15 protein-coding genes are annotated in these 17728 nt (G+C 64.6%); 9 read left to right on the top strand and 6 right to left on the bottom strand.

Going from position 1 to position 17728, the window contains the following annotated elements; genetic code table 11:
* Positions 1-160: 160 nt before the first annotated feature.
* Both EC912_RS15110 and EC912_RS15105 read left to right on the top strand, forming a co-directional pair.
* The gene (locus EC912_RS15110; protein ID WP_207906862.1) at positions 161-1096 is read left to right on the top strand and encodes a dimethyl sulfoxide reductase anchor subunit; all 936 of its coding nucleotides are present in this window, start codon (positions 161-163) and stop codon (positions 1094-1096) included.
* Between the two features lie 119 nt (positions 1097-1215).
* Positions 1216-2061 carry a DUF481 domain-containing protein gene (locus tag EC912_RS15105; protein ID WP_132145518.1) on the top strand — a complete coding sequence of 282 codons (846 nt, stop codon included), beginning with the start codon at positions 1216-1218 and terminating at the stop codon, positions 2059-2061.
* A gap of 241 nt (positions 2062-2302) precedes the next feature.
* On the opposite strand, the gene hemC is transcribed toward EC912_RS15105, so the two are convergent.
* From hemC to EC912_RS15085, 4 genes are all read right to left on the bottom strand, one after another.
* Positions 2303-3226: a hydroxymethylbilane synthase gene (hemC, locus tag EC912_RS15100; RefSeq protein ID WP_428993104.1), complete on the bottom strand. Its 924-nt coding sequence runs from the start codon at positions 3224-3226 to the stop codon at positions 2303-2305.
* Positions 3227-3298: 72 nt separating this feature from the next.
* Entirely contained in the window at positions 3299-4012 is a 714-nt protein-coding gene (locus EC912_RS15095; protein WP_132145516.1) for a LytR/AlgR family response regulator transcription factor, read from the bottom strand.
* Positions 3990-5057 (bottom strand): sensor histidine kinase, encoded by a 1068-nt coding sequence (locus EC912_RS15090; RefSeq protein WP_132145514.1) that lies wholly within the window; start codon positions 5055-5057, stop codon positions 3990-3992. Before EC912_RS15090 ends, EC912_RS15095 begins: the two co-directional genes overlap by 23 nt.
* A gap of 45 nt (positions 5058-5102) precedes the next feature.
* Entirely contained in the window at positions 5103-5771 is a 669-nt protein-coding gene (locus tag EC912_RS15085) for an alpha/beta hydrolase (RefSeq protein ID WP_132145513.1), read from the bottom strand.
* A gap of 272 nt (positions 5772-6043) precedes the next feature.
* On the opposite strand from EC912_RS15085, the gene EC912_RS15080 reads away from it, so the two are divergent.
* Positions 6044-6391 (top strand): hypothetical protein, encoded by a 348-nt coding sequence (locus EC912_RS15080; RefSeq protein ID WP_132145511.1) that lies wholly within the window; start codon positions 6044-6046, stop codon positions 6389-6391.
* 102 nt (positions 6392-6493) lie between these two features.
* On the opposite strand, the gene EC912_RS15075 is transcribed toward EC912_RS15080, so the two are convergent.
* Positions 6494-8587: a prolyl oligopeptidase family serine peptidase gene (locus EC912_RS15075; protein ID WP_132145509.1), complete on the bottom strand. Its 2094-nt coding sequence runs from the start codon at positions 8585-8587 to the stop codon at positions 6494-6496.
* Between the two features lie 130 nt (positions 8588-8717).
* On the opposite strand from EC912_RS15075, the gene EC912_RS15070 reads away from it, so the two are divergent.
* A complete protein-coding gene (locus tag EC912_RS15070; protein ID WP_132145507.1) occupies positions 8718-11114 on the top strand; it encodes a S9 family peptidase in 2397 nt (798 codons plus the stop codon).
* A gap of 268 nt (positions 11115-11382) precedes the next feature.
* Here EC912_RS15070 and EC912_RS15065 read toward each other — a convergent pair whose 3' ends face one another.
* Positions 11383-12171: an AraC family transcriptional regulator gene (locus EC912_RS15065; protein WP_132145505.1), complete on the bottom strand. Its 789-nt coding sequence runs from the start codon at positions 12169-12171 to the stop codon at positions 11383-11385.
* 142 nt (positions 12172-12313) lie between these two features.
* Between EC912_RS15065 and EC912_RS15060 the strand changes: the two genes are divergently transcribed.
* The 5 genes from EC912_RS15060 (at position 12314) to EC912_RS15040 (ending at position 17430) form a co-directional block, all read left to right on the top strand.
* Positions 12314-12553, top strand: coding sequence for a hypothetical protein (locus tag EC912_RS15060; RefSeq protein ID WP_132145503.1), 240 nt, complete (start codon positions 12314-12316; stop codon positions 12551-12553).
* 90 nt (positions 12554-12643) lie between these two features.
* Positions 12644-13096, top strand: a complete 453-nt coding sequence (locus EC912_RS15055; protein WP_132145501.1) for a MarR family winged helix-turn-helix transcriptional regulator — start codon at positions 12644-12646, stop codon at positions 13094-13096.
* A 23-nt stretch (positions 13097-13119) separates the two neighbouring features.
* Complete coding sequence (locus EC912_RS15050) at positions 13120-14580, top strand: efflux transporter outer membrane subunit (protein ID WP_132145499.1); 1461 nt, start codon at positions 13120-13122, stop codon at positions 14578-14580.
* A 17-nt stretch (positions 14581-14597) separates the two neighbouring features.
* Complete coding sequence (locus EC912_RS15045; RefSeq protein ID WP_132145497.1) at positions 14598-15800, top strand: efflux RND transporter periplasmic adaptor subunit; 1203 nt, start codon at positions 14598-14600, stop codon at positions 15798-15800.
* 103 nt (positions 15801-15903) lie between these two features.
* Complete coding sequence (locus EC912_RS15040) at positions 15904-17430, top strand: DHA2 family efflux MFS transporter permease subunit (protein WP_132145495.1); 1527 nt, start codon at positions 15904-15906, stop codon at positions 17428-17430.
* Positions 17431-17728 lie beyond the last annotated feature (298 nt).

Below are 17728 nucleotides of genomic sequence, written 5' to 3'. Positions count from 1 at the left end.
GGGCGTGACGTGTGCATCTACGGTCTCGTGCCCTGCGAGGCGCCAAGCATGGCCTTGGCCTTCGCGAACCGCAAGCGCCGGAAGGCCCGGCGTTGCGTCGAATGCCGATCGGCGCAAAAATGCACGCTTTGCGGTTCGCCACAAGGGCGTCTCCCCGACCATGGCGGAACATAACGATGCGTCTTATGCAGACGCCGGCACGTCGGGCCGGTCGGACGACGCTGTGCGCATGGAGACACTCTTCTCGTTCTCCGGCGTCCTGCTTCAGGTAGCGACGGCGACGGGTTACGGCCTGTGGATGGTCCTGGGTACCGCGCTGGCGCTGGGTTTGTACAGCGACGGACGGGGCGAAGTCCTGGCGCCGCTGGCGCTCGGTCTCGTGCTGGTCAGCCTGGGTCTGATCGCCGCCTGCATGCATCTGCGCTTCGCGCCGGAGTGGCATGGATGGAATCCCCTGAAGCGCACGATGCCGACCCGCGAGGGTATGGTGGCCATGGCCAACTACCTGCCGATGCTGGCGCTGGCGGGTCTGGCGCGGGGCGAGAACGATTTCTGGGCGACCCGTCTGGCGGGCGCGGCGCTGATGCTGTGCAGTCTGGCGACCCTGATCTACACAGCGCGCGGCGTGTCGCGGCGGATGTCGGTAAGCGTGGCATCGTTGGCCAACGTGCTTCCGTTGGGTCGCACGGTGTCCGCCGTTTTCGCCGGGGGCCTGTGGTTCTGGTTGTGCGTTGACCTTCAGACCGACGTGCCGGTCGACCCGGTCAGCCCCTGGCGACTGGCGTTGCTGGCGGTGGCCCTGGTGCTTGGTGTCGTCGAAGGCACGCGCTGGCAGGCGTTGCGGCGCCTCGCCGAAGAACGTGGCGCCATCGTCCGGCTGGAGCCCGGGGTGTCGCCTGTATCGTTGCTGGGCCGGCGTTTCGCGGCCGCGGCGCTTTCGGTCGGACTTCCCTGCCTGCTGCTGGTCGTGCACGGCGGGGGCATGCACGCCAGTGTCGCCGGTCTGGCGGCGTTAAGCTGCGTTGTCGGTCAATGCCTCGAGCAACGCCTTTATGGCTACGCCTATGCCTTCGCGCTGGACGGATCGAAGACGTAACGCGCGTTACGCACTACGCTCAGTCTTCAGACATGGCCGTCCAGGCGGCCAATGCGGCTCATGTTCCCCCCATGGACCGCGCAAAACTTCACCTTTCTTTTCAAATACTCGGGTAGACGATGAACAAACTTACTCTCGCCGCACTCATCCTGATTGCGTTGCCGCTGGCCGCTCAGGCCGACGATTTCCAGCCCCCGGCAGCGCCGTCGGGCAATGCCGCCAACAATGGCGGCTGGTCGGGTTCGGGTGAGTTCGGTTTCGCATCGGCTCGCGGCAATTCGCGTTCGGAAAACGCGAACGCCAAGCTGGGCCTTAGCCAGGAAAACGAGGTCTGGAAAAATAACTTCTACCTCAACGGCCTGCGCTCGAAGGGCAACGTCGATGTGCAGGACGCCGCAGGCAACACCGTCGACAAATTCAGCACCACCGCGAACCGCTACGACACCGGCGCATCGGTGGGCTACAAGTTCGACCCGCGCAGCTACGTCGTGACCGCGGCCCGTTACGAGCACGACGACTTCGGCGCGAACCTCTGGCAGGGCATCGTCTCGATCGGCTACGGCTACATCGCGCTCAAGAACGAACGGGCGGAACTGTCGTTCGAAATCGGTCCCGGTTTCAAGCGCTATCAGCCGGCTAAAAGCACGCGCGACGTTCCCGATCCCGCCAATCCCGGTGCGACGATCAGCGAAAGCTACAAGCCGAACGCCGAGAGCGAAGCCGTTGGCCGTGGCCTGATCAACGCCAAGTACCGCCTGACGGACAACACAGCGCTGGAAGACACGCTGCTGGTCGAAGCGGGCTCCAAGAATCAGTACTACCAGAACGACGTCGGTGTGTCGGTCAGCATGACGCAGAAGATGGCGCTGAAGGTGGGTTACCAGATCCGCTACAACAGCAACACGCAGCCGGGCACGGTCGCCACGGACAAGCTGATGACGACGAACCTCGTCTATAACTTCTGATCGAAGGGAAACCGGTACTCAAATCTCGATGAGGGTACAGGCCATCCCGTTCTGTGGGAGCGCGCCTGCGCGCGAAAGCCAACAAGGCGAGGAAGCCGGATGCGCACATCCGTCAGCCCGCTATTCTGGCTGCGAATGCCACTCACGGCATCGCCGCTTCGTTGGCTTTCGCGCGCAGGCGCGCTCCCACAGAAAGCATAAGCATCAAAGCAAAAGCGACGCGCCTTGGCGACGTCGCTTTTCAGTTCTGATGCGGGGTCAGGAATTCGTCGGCGCCCAGTTCGAGCAGCATCGTCGCCACCGTACGCCCCAGTTCCACAGGGACATCGTTGTTGCTGTCGGCTTGTGCGTGCAGCAGTTCGCCAGTGTGCGCATTGCCGACCAGGCCGTGGAGCGTCAGGCCATATTCGGCCACCACGCACCACGCACCTATGGATACCGCGCAGCTGCCGCCCAGCGCCTCGTTCATCGCCCGCTCGGCGTCGACGGCCAGGCGGGTTTCCGGATCGTCCAGTGCGGCCATCAGTTCCGCGACGCGCGTGTCGCCCGCGCGGGATTCGACTGCGATAGCCGCCTGGCCCGGCGCCGGCAACCATTCCGGGGCCATCAGGCGCGAGCTGATGCGATCCGCCAGCCCCAGCCGCTCGAGTCCGGCGCACGCAAGCACGATGGCGTCGTAGTGGCCGGCGTCGAGTTTCGCGAGTCGCGTGTTCACGTTGCCGCGAAGATCGAGCAATTGCAGATCCGGCCGCACCGCGCGCAATTGCGCCTGCCGCCGTAACGACGAAGTGCCGACACGCGCACCGTGCGGCAGTTCGGTGAGATTGGCGAAGTGCACGCTGACGAACGCATCGGCGGAATCCGCACGCGGCAGGATCGCGGACAGCACGAAGCCCGGCTCGAGCTGGGAGGGCACGTCTTTCAGCGAATGCACGGCAAGATCGGCCCGATCTTCCTGCATCGCCACTTCCAGTTCCTTGAGGAACAGCCCCTTGCCGCCGATGGTCGCCAGCGAACGGTCGAGGATTTCGTCGCCCCGCGTACTCATGGGAACCAGCTCGACGTGCAGGCCGGGATGGGCCTGACGCAGCAACGCGGCCACGTGCTCGGCCTGCCAAAGCGCGAGCGCGCTCTTACGGGTGGCGATGCGTAGCGGCTGAATCATCGGAGTCCTGGCTGTGAACGGGCAGGCGCGGATTGTCCCGCAATTCACCCGTCCGCGCAGCGCGGCCCGACGTCACACGCCCGGTGCGCGCAGCAACTGGCGCACGGTCGCAAGATTGCGTCGGCTGACCTCGGGCATGACCTCCGTGCCGGCCAGCCGGGCCAGCACCCGGCCATCGGCCAGGGTTTTCAGGCCCAGCAGCCGCTGCCGGGGAACAAGACAGTTGCGGTGCAACCGCACCAGTCGGCTGCCATGCGCCTGTTCGAGCTGGCGCAGGGACTCGTCGATCAACCAGGCGCCACCGGCGTGATGCAGGGCTACGTACTTTTCGTCCGCGAGCAGGTAGTGGATATCGGCAAGGGCGACACGGACTTCCTCGCTGCCCGCGCGTGCGCGTAGCCACGCTTCCTGGGCAGGCGGGCGCGCCGTCCGTCGCTCGCGGACGCGATCGAGCGCCTCGGCCAGACGCTCGGGACGTACGGGCTTCAACAGATAATCCGTGGCGCCCAGCTCGAACGCATGCAGGGCATGCTGGTCGTACGCGGTGCAGAAAACGATCTGCGGTACCTGCGCCAGTCCGGCGATGCGCCGCGCGAGCGCGGTGCCGGTCATGCCGGGCATTTCGATATCGAGCAGAATCAGGTCCACCTGGCGGTCGGCACAGGCCGTCAGCACGGCCTCGCCATCGGCGACGCTGCCGACGATTTCCACATCGGAGGCACCGGCGAGCAGCGTCGCCAGCCGTGCGCGCGCCAGCGGCTCGTCATCGGCGATCAGGACGCGCATGCGACGTGGTCTCCGGCAGATGGATGGTGACGACGAAACGCCCGTTTCCGGACACGACGTCTACTCGGGAACGTGCACCGAAATGATAGGCGACACGCTCGCGCACGCTGCGCAGGCCGTGTCCGGTACCGCCAGCGGCTGGCGATTCGGGAAGCGGATTGTCGACGACCAGCTCGATGCCGCCATCCACCCGCCGTCCCGTCAACCGGATCGTCCCGCCTTCGCGTAGCGGCTGGATGCCGTAACGGATCGCGTTCTCCACCAGCGGTTGCAGCAACATGCACGGTAGCGGTAACCCGGCGGGTACATCGACATCGCGTTCCACGTGCAGACGATCGCCAAGGCGTAGGGATTCGATCTCCAGATAACGATCGACCAGCAGCAGTTCCTCGCCGAGTGTTCCCACCGCCGACGTATCGCTGCCAAGCGCCGCGCGAAACAGTTCGGCGAGATTGAGCACGGTGCGCTCGGCGGCGTCCGGATCGACGCGCACCAGCGCGGCGACCGTATTCATGCTGTTGAACAGGAAGTGCGGACGAATCCGCGCCTGCAGCGCCGCCACCTGTGCATGCGCGGCGGCGGCGAGACGCGCCTGCCATTGCGCCACGACATAGAAGTAACGCAGCAGTCCGGCGCCAAGCAGTCCGGTGGCCATACCGCAGTCGCGCACGAAACCGGACAGCGAGGGAGGCGTCAGACCGGTACCGATGGCGTGATCGAGCCATGCGACTACCGTGCTGGATACGAGCACTGTCGATACCAGCAGCAACCAGACGGCCGCATAAGGCCACAGACCGGACAGACGCTGCATCCACGGTCGCAGTTTGCACAGCGCGACCGTCAGCAGCATGGCGAGCCAGACCACGAACAGCATCGCCACGCAGTAGCCGCGCAGGGCGGAATCGTTGCCCGGCGCCAGCCACATCAGGGAGACGGTCAGCGCACCGACGACCAGCAATGCGAACAGGACCGGCAGGCTGCAGAAGTCGGGAAGATCCGCCGATGCGGCGCGCGTGCGTTCGGGCGTTGGCGTGCTGGTCGACATGGCGCGGAGTATGCACGATGGGCCGCGGCGCCATCGTGCGCTTCGTCACCCGTTCGTCAGGCGCTTGCCCAGCCACACGCGAAGGTCGGCGATCTCCTGAAGGCTGACCTGATGACCCATCGGGTAGGTATGCCAGTCGACCTGATGGCCGAGGGCCACGAGCGTGTCGCGCGACAGGGTCCCCAATGCGATGGGAACGATCGGATCGGCCGTGCCGTGGCCCCAGAAAATGGGCGTCTCGTGGTTGGCGCCGTGGCGTTCCGCTTCCACCGTCTCGTGCATCGGCACATAAGTGGACAGCGCCACGATGCCGGCAAGAGTGGCCGTATGACGCAGCCCGGCGGCCAGAGCGATCGCGCCGCCTTGCGAGAATCCCGCAAGCACGATGCGCGACGCGGGTATCCCACGCTCGATCTCCCTGGCGATCAGCGCTTCGACTTCGCCCACCGATGCGCGGATCCCCTCGGCGTCCTGCTTGTCCGCCAGCGCGAGCCCCTTGATGTCGTACCACGCACGCATCGGGATGCCGTTGTTGACCGTGACCGGGCGTACCGGAGCATGCGGAAACACGAAGCGCAGCGCCGGCCATGCGTCGTCGACGAGCTCGGGCACGATGGGTGCGAAATCGTTACCGTCCGCGCCGAGGCCATGCAGCCAGATAATCGCATGCGTCGGCTGTGCGCCGGTTTCTTGTTCGACGGTGGGCAGGGGCATGGCGATCGATTCCGATACAGACGGCTGTCCATGGTATCAGTCGCTTACTTCTTGTCGTTTCCGGTTGCGGACGGTCCGCGAGCAGATCAGCGCGTGCCGCCCATCGAAAACGGGCGCCAGCGCCTGATATACGCACGGGTCGCCACCCGGTTCGGCTTGCGTACCATGGGGGCCGCGATATCCTCGCGCCGGCGGCTCGCGGGCGACAGCATCTTCCACGCCGGTCCAGCCTGCGAAGAGTGATGAAGATAAGTTGCCGAAGGAGTGATGTTATGGATTCAGGTGCGTACGGCTTCTTTCTGGGCGCAGCTCCGGGACTGAGTTATATCGTCGGAAATATGATCCAGCTTCAGCGTGTCACTGCGAAGGCACAGGAGATCGCGCGGCAAAATGGAGAATTATTAGATGTCCATTTTTCTCCCTCCCTTAGGGTTGACTATCTTTTTCGTCCGGGGAGCTTCATTCGCCCAGATGATGGTGCGGGGCTACGCAACGCTAAAGAGCTTCTTCTCTCGGTCAGACGAAAAATGCTGATTCGCCATGCCTTGGGAGCGTTGATGACTGTAATCGGGGCCCTGATTGGTGTCGTGATCGCCATTGCCATCGGGTCGGTGGTGTGACGCCGCACTGACAATCTAAGGGGTCTCACTAAACGGCACCGCGATGAATCGCGACTTCAGAAGCTCGTTGTAGGAGTGCGCTCCTACAACGAGCGAGTGCTTTTACAACCCCAGTTCCGTCGCAAAGAACGTCATCGCCAACGCCGCGTTGCCTACGCGCTGACTGAACGGCGCACCGATGCCATGCCCCGCGTTCATGCGGGTCAGAAGCAGCACGGGTTGGCCCGACGTGGTCGCGCCCTGCAGTGCCGCCGCGAACTTCCGCGACTGCCACGGCGCGACGCGCGGATCGTTCGCACCCGTCGTGAGCAGGACGGCCGGATACGCGGTGCCTGCCTTGACGTTGTGCAGCGGCGAATACGCCAGCGTGGCTTTCGCCTGTGCCGGATCGGACACCGTGCCGTACTCGCTGACGTTATACGGGCCGTTGGCGAAAGCCGTCTCATGGCGCGGCACGTCATAGATGCCGACACTGCCGACCACCGCGCGGTACTGCTCCGGATGCTGGACCAGCGACGCCCCCATCAGCAGCCCGCCGTTGCTTCCGCCGAGGATGCCGAGGTGCTTCGTGTCGGTCCAGCCGGTCTTCACCAGTGCCTGGGCGGCGGCGTAGAAGTCGTCGAAGACGTTCTGCTTCAGCAGCTTCTGACCCTGTTCGTGCCAGCCCTCGCCGAACTCGTTGCCGCCACGGATATTCGCGTAGGCAAGCACGCCGCCGCGTTCCAGCCATGCCAGGTTCGCGCCGATGAAACCCGGCGTGACGGGAATGCCGAAGCCGCCGTAGCTGTACAGGATGGTCGGGCGCTTGCCGTTCGCCTGCACGCCGTCCATCGCGATAATCGTCACCGGTACCTTGCTGCCGTCTTTCGATACGCCGTCGATGCGCGTGACGCGAACCTTCGAATAGTCGGCCGCAGCCTTCACTTCGAACACGGTTTTCAGTGCACCGGTCTTGCCGTCGTATTCCGCCCAGCGGGTCGGCGACGTCCAGCCGGCGTAGGTGATCAGTGCTTTGTCCTGTCCCGATTCGGACGCGATGCCGTTGATCGAAACGCCGCTGGCTGGCAGGGGTACGCGACGCACCAGCTTTCCGCTGGCGTCGTACTGCTCGGCCGACCAGTCGGGGCCGGCGCTGCGCGTCACGATGAAGCCATCGCCCAGGGGGGCCACGTGCTGGATGGCGGTATCGCCCTGCGGCAGGACGTCTGTGTGTTTGCCGGAAGCATCGATCGCAACGATCTTCCCGCGCGGCGCGCCTTCAAAGGCCACCACGAACAGACGGCCGTTGACCCAGCTGGCCGAACGAACGTCGGCATCGCGGCCGAGTACGCGCTCGAGCTTGCCGTCGCGGCGGAAGTACACCTCAGCCGGGCCGCCGTCGCCTTCGTTCGCGAGAACGGCGACGTCCTTGCCACCGGGCGCTTCGAGCAGGATGTATTCGGCGACTTTCGAATAGCCCTTGCCGAACACCGCCTTATCCAGCGCAACGGCGTCGCCCAGGCGGTGATGCGCGAGCGTCGCATCGAACTCCTTCACCTCGGCGCCGGCCTTCGGTGCGTCGAAGCGCACATAGGTAAAGCCCTTTTCATCCGCATCCCACGCCAGACCCTGCGGCGTCGTGCCGCCGCCGGCGTAGGGCAGCGAATCGTTCAGCGCCTTGCCGGTTTCCGTGTCGAGTACATGGATCGTCGTCAGTTCGCTACCGCCTTCGGCCGTGCCGTACGCGAGATAACGACCGCTGGGCGAAGGCCAGTATTCGGTGATCGCAGTGCCGCCGCCGTTGGCGTTGAGGTCCACCAGCGTGCGCGGCTGGCCGTCCGGCCACTTCTGCGCGACGAGGACGGGCTGCGGCTGCGGCGGCGTGTTCTGCATATAGAACAGCGTGCCGCCTGCGAGTGTCGGCGACGACCGTGTGGTGGAGGTAATCGCCAGTTCGCGGATACGCGCCGACAGCTCCTTGCCGTGTGGCATCGCCGCGATCGTCGCTTCCGTGTGTGCGTTCTGCGCCTCGATCCACGTCTTCACTTCCGGCGAATTCGCATCTTCCAGCCAGCGGTACGGGTCGTTGACCGGCATGCCGGCCAACGTTTCGGAAACCATGCGCTTCGGCGTGGCCGGAGCCTGGGAGGTCGCGGCGTGCGCGGCGCCGGCCAGCGCAAGCGCGGCCGCGAAAATGTAGGGGACGGTGGACCGCATGTCTGTCTTCCACTGGGTGAAAACACCGAGGGTACCCCTGTGCCGGCCCTCCCGTCAGCGGGACCCCTGGCGGTTGCGGTCGTTGGCCGCTCGGCTATGCTTTGAAATATTTGCCCGCAGGAAGTCCCGCATGCGTTCCCTCGTCGTTGCCCTGTTCGCCGCTCTCGGCACCGGTTCCGCCATGGCCGCCACTGTCGAACCGCTCGACATGGAAAAGATCATGGCCAATCCCGACTGGATCGGTCAGGCGGTCGAAAAGCCGTACTGGAGCATCGACGGGCAGACGATCTACTACTCGCTGAAGCGCGATGGCAGTCCGGTACGCGATCTGTGGCGGGTATCCGCCTCGGGCGGCACGCCCGAACGCCTCGACCCGGCCGCCGTGGCGGCGGCCGATGGCCAGGCGGTGTTCGACCGCGAGCATCGGCGTGCCGCGTTCATCCGTCATGGCGACGTGTTCCTCCGCGAAGGCGGGCGCACCATCCAGGTCACGCGCACCAGCGACGAGGAAACGGCCCCGCGGTTCTCCGCCGATGGCCGCACGCTTCAGTACCGCGTCGGCAACGACTGGTTTGTCTATGACATCGCCGCCGCCGTGGCTGCCCCCGCGGTCGTGCTGCGGGCTGGCGATGACCCGGACGAGAAAGCCACCGATACGCTCGAAGACGGCCAGCAGGCGCTTTTCAGCACGTTGCGCAAGCTGAAAGCCGACAAGGACGCGAAGCGCGACGCCGAACGCGATCTTGCCGCCGCCGATCCGGGCCGCGCACCGCGTCCGCTGTACGTCGGCAAGGATCTGAAAATCGTCGACACCGAACTTTCGCCCGATGGCCGCTGGATGCTCGTGGTTACCGAAGCAAAGGACCATGACGCAGGCAAGACGCCCAAGCTCACCCATTACGTCACCGACTCGGGTTATGCGGAGGACGAGGACGTACGCCCGTACGTCGGCCGCAAGGACCCGGCGCCGCAGTCGCTGTTGCTGTTCGATCTGGGTTCGCGCCAGCGCTATGCCCTGAAAACCGACGGACTGCCGGGTATCGGACAGGACCCGCTCGCCGCGCTGCGTTCCCAGAGCGCCGCCGCGTTGCGCAAGGCCGGCAAGAACGACGAAGCCGATGCATTGAAGGCGCCCGCGGTGCGGCCGGTCATCGTCAACGCCGATTACAGCCCGGGCGTCGTCTGGAGCGACGACGGTCGCCATGTCGCGGTCGAACTGCGCGCCATCGACAACAAGGATCGCTGGATCGCGTCCGTCGATTTCGCGCATCACACGCTGGTCAGCGAACACCGTCTGACGGATACGGCGTGGATCAACTGGAATTTCAACGATTTTGGCTGGCTGAAAGACAGCGGTACGCTCTGGTACCTCAGCGAGGAATCGGGCTATTCGCAGCTATATATGCGCAAGGCTGGCGCGTCGGCGAAGGCGTTGACGTCCGGTCGTTTCGAGGTGAGCCACCCGGTTCTTTCCGACGACGGCCGCTGGTTCTACCTGCGCAGCAACCGGACCGCGCCGTATAGCTACGACGTCTACCGCGTCGCGGCCGCCGGTGGCGACATGCAGCGGGTAACGCATTATGAAGGCATGGACGACTTCGTCCTGTCGCCGGATGGCCGCCAGCTCGCCGTGCTGCACTCGACCTCGTACATGCCTTCGCAGCTTGCCGCGGCGGGCGTCGAAGGGACGGCTCCCCGCGAGCTGACCGATACGCGTAAAGCGGATTTCAGAACGCGCGAATGGATCGCGCCGAAGATCGTCGAAGTGCCCTCGGCGCACGGCGCCGGCACGATCTGGGCGAAGTTCTATAGACCGGCGGATGCCGCGCAGGCAAGCGGTCGTCCCGCCGTGATCTTCGTGCATGGCGCGGGTTATCTGCAGAACGTGCACCTGTCCTACCCGGCCTATTTCCGCGAGCAGATGTTCCATAACCTGCTCGTGCAGCGCGGCTACGTCGTTCTCGATCTGGACTATCGCGCATCGGAAGGCTATGGCCGTGCGTGGCGCACCGCGATCTACCGCAACATGGGTCACCCGGAACTCGACGACCTGCTCGACGGCAAAGCGTGGCTGGTGAAAAACCAGGGTGTCGATCCGAAACGCGTAGGCATGTACGGCGGCAGCTACGGCGGTTTCATGACGTTGATGTCGCTGCTGCGCGCACCGGGCGAATTCGCGGCCGGCGCCGCGCTGCGTCCGGTCACGGACTGGACGACGTACAACCACGAATACACGTCGAACATCCTCAACGATCCGCAGATCGACCCCGAGGCCTACCGCACCAGTTCGCCGATCGAATACGCGGACAAACTCGCCGATCCGCTGCTGATCATGCACGGCCTCATCGACGACAACGTACTCGCCAGCGATTCGATCCGCCTGTACCAGCGCTTCATCGAGCTGCACAAGAAGAACTTCTGGATGTCGCTGTACCCGATGGAACGCCACGGCTTCGTACACGCGGATTCCTGGTACGACGAATACCGCCGTATCGACGAACTGTTCCGCGAAAAGCTGGGCCAGTAACAACCGCGACGGTTACGTGGTTCTCTGTGGGAGCGCGCCTGCGCGCGAAAGCCAACGGAGCGCAGATGCCGTGCGTGACCATCGCAGCCCGGAATCCGGGCTTGCGACGTTTAGCCACCCGCTTCATCGCTCCGTTGGCTTTCGCGCGCAGGCGCGCTCCCACAGGGTCTTCAGGCGTACTTTTACTGCAACGCCACGACACGAAGCGCGGCGTCGACAAGTTCAAGATCGAAAGTTGCGCGGACCATACCGTCTGCGCTCCGCGACATCACCCAGCGGCCTGCCGGGCCAGGTACCGTCCCGGCGATTCGCCGAATGCCTTGCGGAACATCGCCACGAATGCGCTGGGCGTTGCATAGCCCAATGCATCGGCGACGCTCGATACCGCCTCGCCTGTTGCAAGGCGTTCCAGTGCGCGGGTGAGGCGTGCCTGCTGGCGCCATTGCGCGACGCTGCACTGGGTTTCCTGTCGGAACAGCCGGCTGAGCGTGCGCGACGACATGCCTGCCCACGTTGCCCAGTCCTCGATGCCGCGCGTGTCGTCGGGGTGTTCCATCATCGCGAGGGCGACGCGGCGCAGGCGACGGTCGATGGGCATGGGGAGATGCAGCGATTCGACGGGGGCGCGGCGGATTTCGTCCAGAAGTACCGAGAGGATGCGTTCCTGCTCGGGTACCAGGTCGTCGGTGTACGTCCAGCTAGCTGCGCGCTCGACCAGCGAACGCAGCAAATCGTTCGCGCCGACGACACAGGTGTGATCCGGTAATCCGACAGCGGCATCGGGGGCGATGAAGACACCCCAGCCACGGCTGGGGCCGGCGATGCTGACCGTATGCAGCACGCCCGGAGGCAACCAGCCCGCCCGATGCGGCGGCAACAGCCACGACCCGCTTTCGGTACGCGTTATGAAAAGACCTTCCTCTACGTAAAAGAACTGACCGCGCACGTGGCGATGCCAGTCCGATTCGGCGAGTGGAATATCTCCTTCCGCGCGGTAAGCGATCAACGGCGGTCCGTCGGCGCGTTCCAGCGCCTGCAACAGCAGCTCGTGCAGCATTGGCCGATTCTCGACATAAGTTGACCCGATAACGATATCAGGACGCCACGTTCCGCACCTAGGATGTTCGCTCGCCCTATTGGGCGACCGAACCCACGCGCAAGCTGAAGGCCGGTTCCCCCTATCCCCGTGGGAGATTCCGATGCACCGTCATGCCCGTTTGCAAGTCGTCGAGCGCGGTAACGAAGCGCCCGATGCCCTGACTACCTTCGTTGCCTGTGCTCTGGCAATGCTCGATCCGATGACGCCCGAGGCGTTGCGGCGAACCCTGGAGCCGCGCTTGCTGGCCCAGCTGCCGACCCTCAAGGCCTTGGGCGTGTTCGATTTATTCCAGATTCGCGACGAAGGCCTGGCCGCCCTGATCGCGGACGAACTCGGATGAATCTCGCCGCGAATTGAGAAATTACTCAATTTAGCTGTCATTGGGTTATTTGCCTTGACAACTATATTGCGAGCAATAGAATACGCGGCCATGAACACCCCCTATTGCTTTCCGATCGACGGCAGGGACAGCCTCGGCGCTCTGGTCGGCCAGGTCCGTACGGAGATCGTCCGTCGGCTTGAGGCCGAGCTGGCCGCGCAGGGGGTTGGACTTCGCTTCACCCAGTTCCTAGTGTTGAAGCGGCTCGCCGTCAGCGGCTCGATGTCCGCCACCGAGCTGGCCCGCGCCATCGATCTGGACGGCGGCGCGATGACGCGCCTTCTCGACCAGCTGGAAACCAAGGGCTATCTGCGCCGGCAACCGCACGAGCAGGACCGGCGCGCGCTCCGCATCGAATTGACGGAAGCCGGCGAAGCACTCTGGAAACACATGCATGAGAGCAACGTCGCCACGCTGGAATGCGCCCAGCGCGATCTGAATCAGGAAGAGCGCGATCGTCTGCACGACTATCTAGAGCGCGTTCTCAACGCCCTTCGCAATTAGAAACCCTGCCCAGGCAATTACTTATGCGTCTGCACACACTCGTGGCGGCTACCGGATTGGCGTTGGTTCTTGCTGGCTGCGCAAGCAGCGGCGGCCTGCATCCGGACGGTACCCTCACCGACCCCAATTCGCTTCACGCCGAGCGCAGCCTTTCGAAGGTCGCCGTTTCGCCGGCCGCGTGGCCGGCCGCCGACTGGTGGACGGGACTCGGCGACAGCCAGCTCAACGCGCTGATCGAAGAAGCACTGAAGGACAACCCCGATCTCGCCTCGGCCGATGCCCGTGCGCGTCAGGCGCAGGCGCAGGCCGGTGCGGCCGATGCCACGCGTAAGCCGACCTTGAGCGCCGGCGCCAGCCTCGCGGGTGCCCGTCTGCCGAACTCGCTGATCCCCTCGCCCATCGGCGGTCACTTCGAGTGGGTGAAGTACGGCTACGCCAGCTTCAGCTGGGACCTCGACGTATGGGGTGGCAAGCGGACCGCATGGGAAGCGGCGGTTGGCTCGGCCCACGCGCAGGAAATCGATGCACGCGCGGCGCGTATCGAACTGTCCACCAACGTCGCCCGTGCCTATTCGCAGCTCGGTTATGCGTTCGCGCAGCTCGACGTGGCCAAGGCCGAGCTCGACCGCAGCAAGTCGTCGTACGACCTGACCCGCCAGCGCGTTTCCGCCGGCGTCGACAACCAGATCACGCTGAAGCAGGGTGAGACCGAAGTCGCCAGCGCCGAGCGCGAAGTGGCGGTTGCCGAACGCGACATCGACTCCGCCCGCATCCAGTTGGCCGTCCTGTTGGGCAAGGGGCCGGACCGCGGTCTCGATATCGCTCGTCCGGCGACGCTGAATCCGGCGGCTGTTGCCGTTCCGTCCAGCTTGCCCGCCGAACTTGTCGGCCGTCGCGCCGACCTCGTCGCCGCGCGCTGGCGCGTCGAAGCGACGTCGAAAGACATCGCTTCGGCAAAGACCCAGTTCCTGCCCAACGTCAGCCTGAGCGCTCTCGGCGCTCTCGTCAGCGGCGGGTCGGCTGGCTTGTTCAGTTCGCGCGACCGTTTCTATCAGGTCGCCCCGGCGGTCAGTCTCCCGATCTTCGACGGTGGCCGTCTGCGCGCGAACCTCGCCGGCAAGGATGCCGACTACGACCTGGCGGTCGCGCAGTACAACAAGACGCTGGTCGGTGCGCTTAACGAAGTGTCCGACGATCTGTCGGGCCTGGCATCGATGACCACGCAGATCGACGCGCAGCAACGCGCCCAGGACGCCGCGCAGCAGGCTTACGACTTGTCGCAGCAGCGTTACAAGGCCGGTGTCGGCAGCTATCTGGAATCGCTGATCGTGCGCCAGCAACTGCTCCAGTCCGAGCAGCGCATGGCCGCATTGCGTTCGCAGCAGGTCGATCTTTCCGTCCAACTCATTCAGGCGCTCGGCGGCGGTTTCCGCCCCGAGGCGGGCGACCAGCCGGTCGCCGCCGTCGCGCCAGTCAATAACTAAGTCCCGAGGCTGCTCCGATGTCCACTGAAACTTCCGCCCCCGCCGGCGCCGTCGTTGCGCCGCCCCCGAAGAGCCGTCGCGGGTTCTTCCTTAAGCTGCTCGTCGTCGTTCTCGTGCTCGCCATCGCCGCATGGGTCGTCTGGTATTTCGTCGACGGCCGCTGGTACGAAGATACCGACGATGCTTACGTCAACGGCAACGTCGTGCAGATCACGCCGCAGGTGCCGGGCACGGTCATCAGCATCGGTGCCGACGACGGCGACCTCGTCCACCAGGGCGACGTGCTGGTGAAGCTCGATCCGAGCGATGCCGATGTCGCGCTGGAAAGCGCTCGCGCCAACCTCGCCAACACCGTGCGCAAGGTTCGCGGCCTGTACAACAACGTGACCAGCGCGCAGGCCGATATGGCCGTGCGCAAGACCGCCGTCGACAAGGCCCGCGCCGACTACAACCGTCGTCGCGACCTGGCGAAGTCCGGTGCGATTTCGTCCGAAGAACTGTCGCACGCGCTGGATACGCTGACCTCCGCCGAAAGCTCGCTTTCCTCGGCGCAGCAGTCGTACAACAGCAGCAAGGTGCTGGTCGACGATACCGTCGTCGCTTCGCATCCGGACGTGCGCGCCGCCGCGGCGAAGCTGCGTTCGGCGTATCTGGACGACATACGCGCCACGCTCGTGGCGCCGCTCGACGGTTATGTCGCCAAGCGTTCCGTGCAGGTCGGTCAGCGTGTCCAGACGGGTGCGGCCCTGATGGCCGTGGTGCCGCTCCACCAGGTGTGGATCGATGCCAACTTCAAGGAAACGCAGCTCGGCCATATGCGCATCGGCCAGCCGGTCGAAGTCACTGCCGACGTGTACGGCAATGGCGTGAAGTACGACGCGAAGGTACAGAGCCTGGGCATCGGCAGCGGCAGCGCGTTCTCGTTGCTGCCCGCGCAGAACGCCACGGGTAACTGGATCAAGATCGTCCAGCGCGTGCCGGTCCGCGTGGTGTTCACCAAGCCCGAACAGCTCGACAAGAACCCGCTGCGCCTCGGCCTGTCGACCAAGGTAACGGTCGGTCTGCACGACCAGAACGGCCCGCTGCTCGCGCAGCAGGCGCCGACCAAGCCGGCTTTCAGCACCACCGTATACGACCAGCAGCTGAAGAGTGCCGATATCGAGATCGAGTCGATCATCCACGAGAACGTGGCAGCCGGCGACACGAAGGCGCCGAAGTAAGCAAGCGGAAGAACTCCCAGCCGTGGGAGCGACGGGCGGCGTGGCGCATGAAGCGCCGCCCCGCCGGTCATCCCGGTAACCCCTTCCGGATCAGGCCTACCCGATGAGTACCACGTTCCGTCCACCCAACCTTGCGTTGTCTACGATCGGCCTTTCGCTGGCGACGTTCATGCAGGTGCTGGACACCACGATCGCCAACGTCTCGTTGCCCACCATCGCGGGCAACCTGGGTGTCAGCTCGAACCAGAGCACGTGGGTCATCACCTCGTTCGCCGTGAGCAACGCCATCGCGCTGCCGCTCACCGGCTTTCTTACGCGCCGCTTCGGCGAAGTGAAACTCTTCGTCTGGGCGACCCTGCTGTTCTCGCTTGCCTCGTTCCTGTGCGGCATGGCGCAGAGTATGGGCATGCTGATCCTGTTCCGCGCGATCCAGGGTGCCGTCGCCGGCCCCATGTATCCGATCACGCAGAGTCTGCTGATCTCGATTTATCCACCGGCCAAACGAGGCATGGCGCTTGCCCTGCTGGCGATGGTCACCGTCGTCGCGCCCATCGCGGGCCCGATTCTCGGCGGTCTGATCACCGATAACTATTCGTGGCCGTGGATCTTCTTCATCAACGTGCCCATCGGCATCTTCGCCAGCATGGTCGTCGCGAACCAGATGAAGGGACGCCCGGAAGTCACGGAGCGGCCGAAGGTCGATTACGTCGGCCTCATCACGCTGGTCATCGGCGTTGGCGCGTTGCAGATCGTGCTCGACAAGGGCAACGACGAAGACTGGTTCTCGTCGCAGTTCATCGTGATCACGGCCATCATCGCCGCCGTCGGCCTGCTGGTGTTCCTGATCTGGGAACTGACCGACAAGGACCCGATCGTGAACCTGCGCCTGTTCCGTCATCGCAATTTCGCGATGGGCACGCTGGCGCTGGTGCTCGCGTACGCGGCGTTCTTCGCGATCGGCCTGCTGGTACCGCAGTGGTTGCAACGCAACGTGGGATACACATCGACATGGGCGGGTTTCGCCGCCGCGCCGCTAGGTATCCTGCCCGTGATACTGACGCCCTTCGTCGGTCGCTACGCGCATAAGTTCGATCTGCGCGTCCTGGCGTCGGGTGCTTTCATCATCATGGGAGCGACGTGTTTCATGCGCTCGGAGTTCTATCTCGACATCGATTTCTACCATGTCGCGATGGTGCAGCTGATCCAGGGTCTTGGCGTCGCGTTGTTCTTCATGCCGGTGCTCAGCATCCTGCTGTCGGATCTGAAACCGAATGAAATCGCCGCGGGTTCGGGTCTGGCGACGTTCCTGCGTACGCTTGGCGGCAGTTTCGCCGCCTCGCTGACGACGTATCTGTGGGAGCGCCGCGCGGTCGTGCACCATGCGCAACTGACCGAGCACATCACGGCGTTCGATCCGGGGACGCAGACGGCCATCGCGCAGATAGGCCACGGCGACAACCAGCTCGCGGCCGCGTCGATCAACCAAATGATCACCCAGCAGGGATTCCAGATCTCGTTCAACGAGGTCTTCCATGTGCTGGGCTGGATCTTCGTCGGTCTAATCTTCGTGGTCTGGCTGGCCAAGCCGCCGTTCGCCGCGAAGGCGGGACCGGCCGCGTCGGGGCACTGACGCCCCTACAAGGGCGTGCGATCTTGATGGTTGTCGTTTCTACTCAGACTATTCTGAAAATTCGGTCTCTTTTAGCGTTATGGATTGACGTGTGCACGCACGGCCGCGATGCTTCTTCGGTCGCCGCACATCGGCGATCGGGTGCGCAAACCCGTGCTTTGCCATAGGCGCTGAAGACGCCGTCTCAAACGACGTCTTCATGCGTTGGGCTACGTTATGCCTGTCTCTTATGGCGGGCGTGCCGGGAGGACTTCAGTCCTGCCGGAATCCTATGGCACCGGTGTTTGCGCCCTGGCAC

The organism is Luteibacter rhizovicinus, from assembly GCF_004342265.1.
In the GTDB taxonomy this organism is placed as follows: Bacteria; Pseudomonadota; Gammaproteobacteria; order Xanthomonadales; family Rhodanobacteraceae; genus Luteibacter; species Luteibacter rhizovicinus_B.
Note: the sequence above shows the minus strand (reverse complement) of the source record. Positions and strands in the feature narration are given on the sequence as shown.